We start from the raw sequence: 11,355 nt of genomic DNA on the forward strand, positions 1-11,355 counted from the left end.
CGGGCCTCCTCAGACGGCGGCGTAGCGGTTGGCGGGGCGGGGGAGGCCGAGCAGGCCGCGCAGGGTGGCCGCTTCGTACTCGGTGCGGAAGGCCCCGCGGGACCTCAGCTCGGGGACCAGGCCGCGGGTGACGGCGGTCAGGTCGTGCGGGAGGGCGCCCGGCCGCAGCCGGAAGCCGGAGAGCCCGGCGGTGTGCCAGTCGAGCAGCAGGTCGGCGAGCCCGGCCGGGGTGCCGGTGAAGATGTGGGCGTCGGACGTGTACTCCGTGCCGAACCGATCGTCGAGCCGGGCCTTGCGGTCCGCGGCGGCTCGCTCGGTGTCGTCGAGGAACACGACGACGTCGCCGAACACGTGCAGGGTTTCGGCTCCGCGCCCGGCGTTCTCCTGCTCGTCGCGCACCGCGGCGACGATCGCGCCGGCCTGCTCGCGGTCGAAGGGCGTCACGTAGACGACGTCGGCGGAGCGCGCGGCGAGCCGGTAGGGGACGGCGGCGTGGGCGAGCGCGGTGACCGGCGGCTGGCCCTGCGGCGGCCGCGGCGTGATGGACGGGCCCTTGACGGAGAACCAGCGGCCGGTGAAGTCGATGTAGTGCAGCTTGTCCCGGTCGACGAACCGGCCGGTGGCGACGTCGCGGATCTCGGCGTCGTCCTCCCAGCTGTCCCACAGCCGCCGCAGCACCTCGACGTAATCCGCGGCTTCGTCGAACAGGTCCTTGAGCGGGCTCGGCTTGTCCGGCTCGGCGGAGTCCTCGAGCCGGAACTCCCCGAAGTCGCGGCGCCCGAAGTGCCGGTTGTCGTCGGCGCGCCCGGCGACCTGCACGCGCACCCCGGCCCGCCCGGAGCTGACGTAGTCGAGCGTGGCGATGGCCTTGGACAGGTGGAACGGTTCGGTGTGGGTGACCACCGCGGTCGGCACGAGCCCGATGCGCGAGGTCAGCGGCGCGACGCGGGCGGCGACGAGCACGGCGTCGAGCCGGCCCTGCACGATGTCGGCCCGTTCGCCGGGCCGGTCGAGGTGGTTCACGGTCTGCAGGGCCAGCGAGTCTTCGAAGGTGACGAAGTCCAGCTTGCCGGCCTCGGCTTCCCGGACCAGGTCGGTCCAGTAGCCGGCGGTGAGCAGCTCACGTGGCCGCGCACCGGGTTCCCGCCAGGCAGCGGGGTGCCACCCCGCCCCGTCCAGTGCGACGGCGATCCGCGGTCCGGTTCCTGATGCCATCCCGGCGTTCCCCTTCCTCCTCGGCTCCTTCCCGCAGTGTGCTCCGGATGCCACGACCCGGGCGGGCGCGGCCACCTGCTGGGACGGCGCCGGTCGCGGGGAATAACCGGTGGGCCTCACCCGGCGAGCAGCAGCGGCACCAAGGCCTCCGGGCGGTCCAGCGGAATGATGTGCCCGCAATCCTCGACGAGGTGGGCGGTCAGCTCGTCGGTCACCGGGCGCAGCTGGCGCGCGAGGGCGTCGCCCACCGGGTGGGCGCCGATCGCCACGGTGGGCACGGTGAGCCGCCCGGCCGCGGTGGCGGCCGCGATCTGGGCCGCGCTTTCGGGCATCGCCCGGTAGTGGCCGAAGGCGCTCCGCAGGGCTTCGTGCCCGGTGTAGGCCGCGGTGAAGTGGTCCCGGATCGCGGGCGGCACACCGCGGCCCCGGGTGCCGGCGTCGAGGAACCAGCCGATGTACTCGGCCTCGTGGCCGGCGAGCACCGTCTCGGCGAGGCCGGGGACGGCGTGGAACCCGAACCACCACGGCGGGCCACCGGCGAGGAAGTCCTCGGCGCCGGGCAGGCGCCCGAGCAGCGACTCCATGAGCACGAGCCGGCGAACCCGCTCCGGCCGCCGCATCGCCAGCAGGAACGCGACCGGGGTGCCGGCATCGATGCCGGCGACCGTCGCCACCGGTTCGCCCAAGGCGTCGAGGAGCGCTTCGGCGTCGGCGGCGAGGGTCCCGGCGTCGTAGCCGCCGGCGGCGCGGGTGGACGCACCGAGCCCACGCAGGTCCGGGGCGATGACCCGGTGGTGCCGCGCCAGGTGCGGGATGACGGCGGTCCACAGCCGCCAGGTGTGCGGAAAGCCGTGCAGCAGCAGGAAAGCGGGCCCCTGCCCGGTGACGGCCACGTTGATGTCGATGCCGTTCGCCGTGACCCGTTGCTCGCGCACGCTACCTCCTGAAGGGGGGTTACCATTGGTGACCAGATGAGGCTAGGTAACCGGTGCGGCCCGGCCAAGACGGCACTTTCCCGACAGGTGGTGAGCTCCAGGTGACCCCTTCGCCGAAGGGCACGCGCGGCGACCTCTTCGACCCCGCCTGCCCGACCCGCAAGCTGCTGGACCGGATCGGCACCAAGTGGACGTCGATGGTGGTCAAGGTGCTGGCCGAAGCCGGCCCGGACGAGGTGCGGTTCGCCGAACTGCAGCGCCGGATGCCCGGCGTCTCGCAGAAGATGCTGTCGGTGACGCTGCAGAGCCTGACCCGCGACGGCCTGGTCGAGCGCCGGGTGGAGCCGACGGTGCCGCCGCGGGTGCACTACCGCCTCACGGCTTTGGGGCACTCCCTGGAGGTGCCGCTCGCCGCGCTCCGCACCTGGGCGGAGGAGAACATGGCGGCGATCGACCGGGCGAACGCCGCCGCGCGGCAGTGAACGCCGTGCGGCGACACCACCGGAAGAGCCCGGCTACTGGCGACCCAGACCGGCTTCGCGGGCCTTGACGATGGCTTCGGCCCGGTGGGCGCACTGGAGCTTGCCGAAGATGCTCGACACCCGGTTCCGGACGGTCTTGGCGCTCAAGGAATTTCCGGCCAAGGAGTTTTCTGACATGTTTCTCGCCAAGCCGCATCAGGCGGCCGGTCGCGTCCTCGCTCTCACCGCCCTGGCCATCGCCGTCGCGAAGGAGGTCGCGCAGGGCAAGGCGCACGGCACGCGCTCCGCCGCCTCGCTGCCTCGCTGCCGAGCCTCTGGCGGGCCGACGGCAGCAGCGACACCTGGGACGGCGGGTGCCAGGCGTGGGCGCACGCCGGCTACTACCCGGCGAACGACCAGGCGTTGATGACCACCACGAGCGGGCGAAGACGTACGTGACGCGCTGCCCGCGCCCGCTTCCCACATCCCTTGATCGACCGATGTTTCGATCCGCCGTTCACGGGACGGTTTCGGCATGAAGGTGAACGGAATCGACCCGACCTACCCGGACCGGCCGCAGCTCGGCGAGCCGCCGGATGCCCATGACCTGTGGAACTTCGCGGTGCGCCGCGAGACGCCCGCGCAGCGGCTGGACCGGAACTACGCCGAGATACTGCAGGAAGTGCGCGTGGCGCAGACCGGGGTGCAGCTGCTGCTCGCCTTCCTGCTCACCGTCGCCTTCACCCCGCGCTTCGCGACGCTGACCGAGTTCGAGCGGCGCGTCTACGTGGCCGCGCTGGTGCTCGGGGCCGCCGCCACCGCGCTGCTGATCGCGCCCGCCGCGTTCCACCGGCTGGTCTACCAGCGGCGGCTCAAGCGGCAGCTCGTGCTCGCGTCCAGCCGGTTCGCCCTGTGCGGGCTGACCCTGCTGATGCTCTCCATCGGCTCCGCGCTGCTGCTGATCCTCAGCGTCACCCTCGGGCCCGCGCTCGCCGGGTGGTTCACCGCCGGGGCGCTCGGCTGGTTCGCGCTGTGGTGGTTCGTCGTCCCGATGTGGAGCCGGATCCGCAACTCCGGAGACCGCTGACCGGTCAGCCCGACGCCGAGTTCCGGGTCGCTTCGCGGGCGATGTCGATGCGCGAGTGCACCCCGAGCTTGGCCAGGATGTGCGAGACGTGGGTGGCGACCGTGCGCGGCGAGAGGAACAGCCGCGCCGCGATCTGCGGGTTCGACAGCCCCGCCACCACCAGGCCGGCGATCTTGGTCTCCGTCGGCGTGAGGCTGTCCCAGCCGTGCGTGGCCTGGCGGTGCTTCACCGTCGGGCCACGCCGGATGCCGAACCCGCGGAAGCGGGCGCGCAGCCGGGCCACGTCCCAGTGCGCGCCCAGGCCGGCGCACAGGTCCAGCGTGCGGGTGAACGCCGCGCGCGCCGAGCCGCGGTCGCCGGCTCCGGCGAACGCGATCGCGGCGGCTTCCAGCGCCTTCGCCTGGGGGAGGGGGCGCCCGGCGTCGCGGTAGCCGTCGGCGGCGCGCAGCAAGGTCGCCGCGTCCCGCTCGGCCAGTCCCCGGCAGTACAGGCCCAGGGCCCGGCGGTGCGGGACGCCCGCCCCGGCCGTGATCGCGCCGACCCGGGCCCCGACCTCGGCCGCGGTGGCCGCGTCACCGGTTTCCACGGCCAGCCGCAGGGCGTCGCCGAGCAAGCCTTCGCCTTCGTCCTCGCCGGTCAGCGCGGCGGTCAAAATGGCGAGCGCCTGCTCCGGCTCGCCGGCCTGCTCGGCCGCGAGGCTGCGCGCCAAAGCCAATGATTCGACCACCCGGCCGCCGATCCGGTCCGCGAACGGGGCCGCCGCGGCCAGGTGCCGCTGCGCTGCCGCCGGTTCGCCGCGGTGGAAGTGGATGATCGCGGCGACGCCGTGGTCGCAGCACGCCACGCTCGGGTCCTTGAGGTCGTCCGGGACGACGTCCACCTCCGCCACGGCGTCGTCCCACCGGCCGCTGCCCAGCAGCAGCTGGCCGAGCGCGCTCTGGGCCTGGGTCAGCCGCACCACGCTGCCGGCGCGGTCGGCCAGTTCGCGGGCCCGGCCGGCGGCGGCGAGCGCGTCGGGGTAGCGGTCGAGCGCGCCGAAGGTGACCGCCTGGTTGATCCGCAGCAGCAGGCCGAGATCGGTGAGCGCGGGGTCGTCCGAAGCGGTGGCCATCGCGCGTTCGAACAGCGGCAGCGCCTCGGTCCACTCGCCGCGCATCATCGCCGCCAGGCTCAGCACGTGCAGGGCCCACCCGGTCGCCCAGTGGTCGTCGCCCGCGCCGGCCAGCGCGTCGGCGGCGACCCGGGCGGCGGTGTCGACCTCGCCGAGATCGCGGTGCGTCCGCGCGGTGAGCACCAGCAGCCGGGCCCGGTGCCGCGCGGGCAGGCCGGGCGTGGCGACGGCCCGGTTCAGCGCGGCGAGGGACTCGGCGGAACGGCCGGTCATCGCCCGGCACTGCGTCACGGTCGTGTGCAGGTCGACGCGCAGATCCGGGTCGTCGGCCCGCTGCAGGGCGCGGTCGGCCACCCGCTCGGCTTCGGCGAAGTCGCCCACCCGGTAGAGCGCTTCGGCCAGGCGGCAGCTCAGCGCGTTCGCCGTGCTGTCCCGCACCGCGCGGCGAAGGAGCTTGACCGCGACCTCGGGGGCCTGGCCGATCAGCGGGGTGGCCGCGCCGAGCAGCCAGCCGACGACCCAGCCGGGCACCGGTTCGCCGGCGTCGTCGTCGGACACCGTGGGCAGCAGCTGCCGGGCGACCCGCTCGACCGGGGCGCCGGCGTCGGCCAGCGCCCGCGCGGCGGCCCGGTGCCAGACGACCCGGACCCCCGCGGGCAGTTCGTCGTACAGGGCTTGGCGGATCAGCGGGTGCCGGAAGGCGAGGTCGGCGCCGGCCGCCACCAGCACCCCGGCCGCCCGTGCTTCGTCGAGCGCGGCCAGGAGCACCGCCAGCTCGGCCTCGGCCACGACCGTCAGGTCGGCGACCGAGAAGCCGACGCCCAGCAGCGCGGCCGCCCGCAGCACGGTCCGGGTCCGCTCCGAGAGGAAGCCGAGCCGATCGGCGATCGCTTCCGGCAGGGAGTCGGGGGCCGGGCCGCCGGTCAGCTCCGCGATCCCCGCGTCGTCGACGGCCAGGCAGGCGCCGCGGGTCAGGGCGTCGAGCAGTTCGGTGAGGTAGAGGGGGTTGCCCGCGGCGCCGTCAGCCAGCTGCTCCAGCCGGTTCCCCGGCTTGCCGCCGGCCAGCTCCGCCACCAGTTCGAGCACCGCCGGCCCGGTGAGCCTGCCGACCCGCAGCCGTTCGGCGGGCCCGACGATCCGCCGCAGCGCGCGCAGGTCGTCGCGGCGCGGCACCGGGCGCAGCACGCCGATCAGGAGCAGGGGCAGCTGCCGGACCGAGCGGGCGAGCCGGCCCCACACCGCCACCGTCGCGCGGTCGGCCCACTGCAGTTCGTCGACCACGAGCACCACCGGGCCGGTCTGGCAGAGCTCGTCGACCAGGGTCAGCAGCTGCTCGGCGGCCACCGCGGCGAGGTCCGCGCCCTTGCCGCGCGCGGTGTCGCCGCTCAGGAGCCCGGCGATCGCGCCCCGGCGGGGATCCGGCGCGGAACCGGTGATCCGCAGGGCATCGAGCAGGGGGAGCAGAGGCAGCGCCTGGCCCAGTTCGTCGCCGGCGCCGCGGAAAACCTGACAGCCGGACCGGGCGGCGACCGCGCACGCGGCCTGCACGAGGGTGGACTTGCCGATGCCCGGTTCCCCGTCCACCAGGACGGCCCGCCCGCGCCCGGCGGCGACTTCGTGCACCCAAGCGGCCAGCCGGGACAGCTCACCGTCCCGGCCGATCAGGCGGTCAGCACCGTCCGTGAGCGGTTGCACACTCACGATAATAGAAGACGAACGATTGTTGAACAAGAGGTGTACTCGCCGTGACGGCACTGTCGTCCGGCCACCCGTTCTTCCGATTCCGGAAACATCCGGTTCGGTCATTGTTCGGAAAGTGAGTTCCGCGCGATCTGGCCGCCTGGCGTTGGCGGGTTCTTAACCATCCGTTGTCCGCCGGTTGCGCCGGATCTGGGAGCGTCCGCAGGGCCCGAAAGCCAGTTTCGCCCCGATTGACCACCGGAGGAATGATGCGGGTTCGCCGAGCGGTCACGACGGTCGCGTTGACCCTCTTCGCGGCTGGTGTTCTGAGTGTTCCCCCTGCTTTCGCCGTCACCGCGGAGCACGCGGCATCGACGGCGGTGCTCGCCGACAACCCCGACGAAATGGGGTACAACGGCGTGTCGCCCGACGAAATGGGCTACAACTAAGGGATTTCCGAGCCCCTGCGGCCGCGACCGGAAACAATTTCCGGTCGCGGCCGTTTTCGGTCAGGGCAAATTGGTGCGGATCGCTTTCAGGGAGTGGCCAGCGCCGCCCGCACGGCCCGTTCGACCAGGATCGGCACGAAGGCGTGGATGCGGGCGCCGGCGAACCGCGCGCGTTCCCGGTCCACCATCGCGTGCAGCCGGGTGCGGGCGACGTTCGCGTAGTCGTTGCCCAAGCGGTCCTCGAGCTGGGCGAGGTGCGTGTCGAGCTGCTCGGAGGCCATGGTGTCCAACGTGCTCATCGCTCACCTTCCGGTCGTCCGTGATACGGAGAACATGCCCCATGAGACGTCCGGGAGATGAACTGGAGATGAACAAGAAGAATTCACCGACTCTCCGGCCCTGAGGGTGCCCACCGCCGTCGGCTCAGGTGTCAGCCGGAGAACCTCCGCGCCAGGTCGCGGAGCCTTTCGGTCGCTTCCGCCGGCTGGTCGCCCGTGACGTTGATGAGTCCCCGCGCCTTCGTCCGGTTCGCCTGCCGCCGGGTCATCGGCGTCGCGGCCGCGGGCTACGGCTGTTCGCCGAGGAGTCCGGTGGCCCAGTGGTGCGCGGTCGCGCAGACCTCGGCTTCGGTGCCGCGGACGTGCTCGACGACCTCACCGCCGGACCACAGCATGAGGGCGACCGTGCCCGGCCGGATCGGGGTCAGCCCGATGAGCCGGTGGTGCCCGTTGCGCTCGACGACCCGTTCGGCGGTGAGCCACTGGCCGGTGGTGCCGGTGCGGGTGACCGTCCACGCGGGATCCGCGGTGAGCTCGGCGACCGACCGGGGCGCGGGACTTGCAGGCTGTTCGTGCTCCACGCTGCCCACCTTCGCACGGCCACCCGTATCCGGTGATCCACCGGTGAATATCGGATGAACAACAGCCGCTCTCGGGGTCGCCGCCGTGGCGCTGACCTGGCCCTTCGGCGTGCCTCGGCCGGCAGGTCCGACACCCGCGTGCCGCCGGTGGTACCACCGGCCGGGCATGATCGACTACGGTGTCCCGGACCTGGGGCCGCGACCACAGGGAGCCGCCATGCCGACCCTCACCACCGTGGCCGGCTGGACGGTCACCGCCTCCGGCGACACCGCGACTTTCACCCACGCCGCCGCCGGCGGCTACTGGGCGCCGAGGGTGTGGAGCGGACGCGGGCTCGCGATCGCCGAAGCCGACCTCGCCGCCCTGGACAAGGTGCTGGGCGAGGTGCTGAAGCTGCCCGTCTACTGGTTGGCCCGCGCCCGGCGCGGGGACAGCGCGGCGGGGGAGGCGGCGGTCTGGTCGCCCCCGCGCTACGACCCGGCGGACGAGTTCGTCTACCTCACCGGCCCCTGCCGAGCCGACGACCCGGCCACGGGGTACCGGCCGGTTTCGACGTTCGCCGTCGACCTGGTCCACCTGCGTGGCCTGCGGATCAGGATCGCTGCCTACCGCGCCGCCCCCGGCTGAGAGCCAGGCCCTGCTCGGTGGCAGCCCCTTCAGCCGACCGGGAACTTCACGGCGGTGAGCTCCTCCGAAACCGCCCAGAGCCGCCGCTGGACGGCGACGTCGTAGGACTGCGGGCTGGACGCGACCACCCGCGGGCGCCCGCGGTAGCCACCCGGGCCGGCGGGGCCGTAGTACTGGCCGCCGAGGGCCGCGGGGTCGGTGGCGGCGCGCAGGATCGGCAGGGCGCCGCGCTCCGAGCTCTGGGTGAACAGCGGGGCCACCACGGGGAAGAGCGCGCGGGCCACCGCCGGGGAGTTGCGCATCAGTTCCGTGCGGGCGACGCCGGGGTGCGCGGCGAGCGACGCGGTCGTGCCGTGCGCGGCGAGGCGGCGCTGCAGTTCGTAGGCGAACATCAGGTTGGCCAGCTTGGCCTGCCCGTACGCCGCGACGCGGTCGTAGGAGTTCTCCCATTGCAGGTCGTCGAAGTGGATCGCCGCGCGGATGCGGTGGGCGATGCTGGCGACCGTCACCACCCGCGAATCCGCGACCGGCAGCAGCAGGTCCAGCAGCAGGCCGGTGAACGCGAAGTGGCCGAGGTGGTTCGTGCCGAACTGCAGCTCGAAGCCGTCGCGGGTGCTCTGGCGCGGCGGGTACATCACGCCGGCGTTGTTGATCAGCAGGTCGATCTTCGGCAGCGTGGTGTGCAGGTCGGCCGCCGCGGCCCGGACGGACTCCAGTGACGACAGGTCCAGCTCCTGCACGGTGACGTCGGCGTTCGTGCCCAGCCGCGCGGCCGCCTGCTTGCCCTTCTCGACGTCGCGGACGGCGAGCACCACCGTCGCGCCGCGCTCGGCCAGCACCTTCGCCGTGTCGAAGCCGAGGCCGGTGTTGGCGCCGGTGATCACGGCCACCCGGCCGCGCTGGCTCGGGACGTCGCGCTCGGTCCAGTTCTCGCTCATGGCAGTCCTCCTGGGTCACGGCCCGTTCGGACCGCCGGTCTGTTACGTGTCCGACGCTAAGGAACCGTCGGTCTGTTGTCAAGAGACTGCCGGTCTTCAATTCCGCCGCCCTGGCGTTACGCTGGTCTCATGACGTTCCAGCGGGCGCGCAGCGCGGAGCAGCGGGAGGAGCGGCGCCGCACCATCCTCGACACGGCGCTGAAGATGCTCGACGAGATGCCGGTGGCCGAGGTCAGCCTCAACGAACTCAGCCGGCGGGTCGGCCTGGCCAAGTCGAACGTCCTGCGCTACTTCGAATCCCGCGAGGCCGTGCTGCTCGAACTGCTGCACCGCGCGCTGCGGGACTGGCTGGCCGAGGTCGACGGGGAACTGGCCGCGGGCGTCGACCCGGGCCGCACGGCGCCCGGGCGCGCCGAGGCGTTCGCGGCGGTGGTCGCCCGCTCGCTGGCCCGCCGGACGGTGCTGTGCGACCTGATCGGCGCGCAGGCGGCCGTGCTGGAGCACAACGTGTCCACCGACGTCGTGGTGCGGTTCAAGCGGTCCGCGCTCGGCGGGCTGGACACGATGGCCGCGCTCCTCCACCGGTCCGTCCCCGAAGTCGGCGGCGAAGCGGGCCCGGTGTGCCTGCTGGCCATGATCCTGACCGGCGGGCTGTGGACGCACTGCCGCCCGTCCCCCAGCGCCCGCGCGGCGTACGAGGCGGACCCGGCACTGGCCGCGCTGCACCTGGACCTGGCGCCGGCCCTGGAACACGGGCTGGTTCTGCTGATCACGGGGGCGATGGCCAGGAACGGCTGAGCACGGGCCCGTGCCGGACCAGGGTGTCTCCCTGGGGCGAACGGGACCCGCCGGGGACCAGTCTGGGTGTCGAGCGGCGAACCCCGCCGCCAGACACCGAGAAGGAGTCCGACCATGGACATGAAGCTCGAAGTCGTGGTCCTGCCCGTCACCGACGTCGACCGGACCAAGCACTTCTACAAGGCACTCGGCTGGCGCGAAGACGCCGACATCGAGTTCGGCACCTCGCGCGTCGTCCAGCTGACCCCGCCGGGGTCGGCGACGTCGGTCCACTTCGGAACCGGCATCACCGACGCCACGCCCGGCGCGGTCCGCAACACCTACCTCGTCGTCGACGACATCGAAGCCGCCCGCGCCGAGCTCGCCGGCCACGGCGTCGCCGTCAGCGAGGTCTTCCACCGCGACGGCACCGGCGCGTTCGCCCCCGGCCCGCACCCCGACCGCGGCACCTACGCCTCGTTCGCGTCCTTCGGCGACCCGGACGGGAACACCTGGCTGCTGCAGGAGATCACCACCCGGTTCCCCGGCCGCGTCACCGGCGTGACCTACGCCTCCGCCGGAGAGCTGGAGCAGGCGCTGAAGCGGACCGCGGCCGCGCACGGCGAGCACGAGAAGGAAACCGGGCAGTACGACGAGGACTGGCCGGCCTGGTACGCCCGCCACCTGGTCGAGCACCAGTCCGCCTGAAATCCCCTTTCGCACCACCCAGGAGACGAGATGTCCACGATCCACCTGCGCCAGCAGACCACCGCCACGCCCGAGCAGTTCCTCGCCGGGCTGACCGACTTCGGCCCGGAGCGCGCGAAGCTCTTCGGCCGCAGCGCGACCGAATACCTGCGCGTGCACGAGCAGGGGCCCGGTCACGCCGACGTCACCGAAGGGTCCGGCGGGATCTGGGAACGCCTGCGCTACGACTGGTCCGACCCGGCCCGGGTCGTCATGAAGACCACCGACTCCAACACGTGGGGCGGCGCCTCGGGGCACACCTACACCTTCACCCGGCTGGCGGACGGGTCGACCCAGGTCGACGCCGTGGTGGTCCGGGAGGGCAAGAACCTCAAGGGCCGGCTGCTCGGCGGCCTGCTCGGGCTCCTGGGCAAGCGCGTCCTCGGCGGTGAACTGGCGAAGACCGCCCGGGCCATCGAGGCGCGGAACGCGGGTGCCCGCGACGACGCGTGATCGCCGGCGCCCCGC

Annotated in this window: 13 protein-coding genes and 1 pseudogene; 7 read left to right on the forward strand and 7 right to left on the reverse strand. The window is 73.3% G+C overall.

Annotation, left to right across the window (positions count from 1 at the left end; genetic code table 11):
- Nucleotides 1-9 precede the first annotated feature (9 nt).
- Both AB0M93_RS02880 and AB0M93_RS02885 read right to left on the reverse strand, forming a co-directional pair.
- Nucleotides 10-1,215 carry an LLM class flavin-dependent oxidoreductase gene (locus AB0M93_RS02880; RefSeq protein ID WP_364267707.1) on the reverse strand — a complete coding sequence of 402 codons (1,206 nt, stop codon included), beginning with the start codon at nt 1,213-1,215 and terminating at the stop codon, nt 10-12.
- Nucleotides 1,216-1,331: 116 nt separating this feature from the next.
- Entirely contained in the window at nt 1,332-2,150 is an 819-nt protein-coding gene (locus tag AB0M93_RS02885; protein WP_364267709.1) for an alpha/beta fold hydrolase, read from the reverse strand.
- A 101-nt stretch (nt 2,151-2,251) separates the two neighbouring features.
- Between AB0M93_RS02885 and AB0M93_RS02890 the strand changes: the two genes are divergently transcribed.
- Nucleotides 2,252-2,632 (forward strand): helix-turn-helix domain-containing protein, encoded by a 381-nt coding sequence (locus AB0M93_RS02890; protein WP_364267711.1) that lies wholly within the window; start codon nt 2,252-2,254, stop codon nt 2,630-2,632.
- Nucleotides 2,633-2,665: 33 nt separating this feature from the next.
- Here the strand turns inward: AB0M93_RS02890 and AB0M93_RS02895 are convergent.
- Nucleotides 2,666-2,779 (reverse strand): annotated as a pseudogene (locus AB0M93_RS02895) (LuxR C-terminal-related transcriptional regulator); the annotation flags it as partial.
- 367 nt (nt 2,780-3,146) lie between these two features.
- On the opposite strand from AB0M93_RS02895, the gene AB0M93_RS02900 reads away from it, so the two are divergent.
- Nucleotides 3,147-3,698, forward strand: a complete 552-nt coding sequence (locus AB0M93_RS02900) for a DUF6328 family protein (RefSeq protein ID WP_364267713.1) — start codon at nt 3,147-3,149, stop codon at nt 3,696-3,698.
- A 4-nt stretch (nt 3,699-3,702) separates the two neighbouring features.
- Here the strand turns inward: AB0M93_RS02900 and AB0M93_RS02905 are convergent, their stop codons facing one another.
- Nucleotides 3,703-6,504, reverse strand: coding sequence for an AAA family ATPase (locus tag AB0M93_RS02905; protein WP_364267715.1), 2,802 nt, complete (start codon nt 6,502-6,504; stop codon nt 3,703-3,705).
- 254 nt (nt 6,505-6,758) lie between these two features.
- Here AB0M93_RS02905 and AB0M93_RS02910 point away from each other — a divergent pair, with 254 nt between their 5' ends.
- Complete coding sequence (locus tag AB0M93_RS02910; RefSeq protein WP_364267717.1) at nt 6,759-6,938, forward strand: hypothetical protein; 180 nt, start codon at nt 6,759-6,761, stop codon at nt 6,936-6,938.
- 86 nt (nt 6,939-7,024) lie between these two features.
- Here AB0M93_RS02910 and AB0M93_RS02915 read toward each other — a convergent pair whose 3' ends face one another.
- Nucleotides 7,025-7,237: a three-helix bundle dimerization domain-containing protein gene (locus tag AB0M93_RS02915; RefSeq protein ID WP_364267719.1), complete on the reverse strand. Its 213-nt coding sequence runs from the start codon at nt 7,235-7,237 to the stop codon at nt 7,025-7,027.
- Nucleotides 7,238-7,503: 266 nt separating this feature from the next.
- Entirely contained in the window at nt 7,504-7,797 is a 294-nt protein-coding gene (locus AB0M93_RS02920; protein WP_364267721.1) for a hypothetical protein, read from the reverse strand.
- A gap of 217 nt (nt 7,798-8,014) precedes the next feature.
- Between AB0M93_RS02920 and AB0M93_RS02925 the strand changes: the two genes are divergently transcribed.
- Nucleotides 8,015-8,425: a hypothetical protein gene (locus AB0M93_RS02925; RefSeq protein ID WP_364267723.1), complete on the forward strand. Its 411-nt coding sequence runs from the start codon at nt 8,015-8,017 to the stop codon at nt 8,423-8,425.
- A gap of 29 nt (nt 8,426-8,454) precedes the next feature.
- Here AB0M93_RS02925 and AB0M93_RS02930 read toward each other — a convergent pair whose 3' ends face one another.
- Nucleotides 8,455-9,363 carry an SDR family NAD(P)-dependent oxidoreductase gene (locus AB0M93_RS02930; protein ID WP_364267725.1) on the reverse strand — a complete coding sequence of 303 codons (909 nt, stop codon included), beginning with the start codon at nt 9,361-9,363 and terminating at the stop codon, nt 8,455-8,457.
- A 129-nt stretch (nt 9,364-9,492) separates the two neighbouring features.
- On the opposite strand from AB0M93_RS02930, the gene AB0M93_RS02935 reads away from it, so the two are divergent.
- The 3 genes from AB0M93_RS02935 (at nt 9,493) to AB0M93_RS02945 (ending at nt 11,340) form a co-directional block, all read left to right on the forward strand.
- Entirely contained in the window at nt 9,493-10,161 is a 669-nt protein-coding gene (locus AB0M93_RS02935; protein ID WP_364267727.1) for a TetR family transcriptional regulator, read from the forward strand.
- Nucleotides 10,162-10,275: 114 nt separating this feature from the next.
- Nucleotides 10,276-10,848: a VOC family protein gene (locus tag AB0M93_RS02940; protein ID WP_364267729.1), complete on the forward strand. Its 573-nt coding sequence runs from the start codon at nt 10,276-10,278 to the stop codon at nt 10,846-10,848.
- A gap of 30 nt (nt 10,849-10,878) precedes the next feature.
- The gene (locus AB0M93_RS02945; RefSeq protein ID WP_364267731.1) at nt 10,879-11,340 is read left to right on the forward strand and encodes a hypothetical protein; all 462 of its coding nucleotides are present in this window, start codon (nt 10,879-10,881) and stop codon (nt 11,338-11,340) included.
- Nucleotides 11,341-11,355: the final 15 nt, after the last annotated feature.

Source organism: Amycolatopsis sp. NPDC051102 (genome assembly GCF_040682815.1).
Lineage (GTDB): Bacteria > Actinomycetota > Actinomycetes > Mycobacteriales > Pseudonocardiaceae > Amycolatopsis.

Coding starts and splice junctions, on each gene's coding strand:
- AB0M93_RS02945 (WP_364267731.1), top strand. CDS start 10,879: ATGTCCACGATCCACCTGCGCCAGCAGACCACCGCCACGCCCGAGCAG.
- AB0M93_RS02915 (WP_364267719.1), bottom strand. CDS start 7,237: ATGAGCACGTTGGACACCATGGCCTCCGAGCAGCTCGACACGCACCTC.
- AB0M93_RS02925 (WP_364267723.1), top strand. CDS start 8,015: ATGCCGACCCTCACCACCGTGGCCGGCTGGACGGTCACCGCCTCCGGC.
- AB0M93_RS02935 (WP_364267727.1), top strand. CDS start 9,493: ATGACGTTCCAGCGGGCGCGCAGCGCGGAGCAGCGGGAGGAGCGGCGC.
- AB0M93_RS02900 (WP_364267713.1), top strand. CDS start 3,147: ATGAAGGTGAACGGAATCGACCCGACCTACCCGGACCGGCCGCAGCTC.
- AB0M93_RS02910 (WP_364267717.1), top strand. CDS start 6,759: ATGCGGGTTCGCCGAGCGGTCACGACGGTCGCGTTGACCCTCTTCGCG.
- AB0M93_RS02880 (WP_364267707.1), bottom strand. CDS start 1,215: ATGGCATCAGGAACCGGACCGCGGATCGCCGTCGCACTGGACGGGGCG.
- AB0M93_RS02930 (WP_364267725.1), bottom strand. CDS start 9,363: ATGAGCGAGAACTGGACCGAGCGCGACGTCCCGAGCCAGCGCGGCCGG.
- AB0M93_RS02940 (WP_364267729.1), top strand. CDS start 10,276: ATGGACATGAAGCTCGAAGTCGTGGTCCTGCCCGTCACCGACGTCGAC.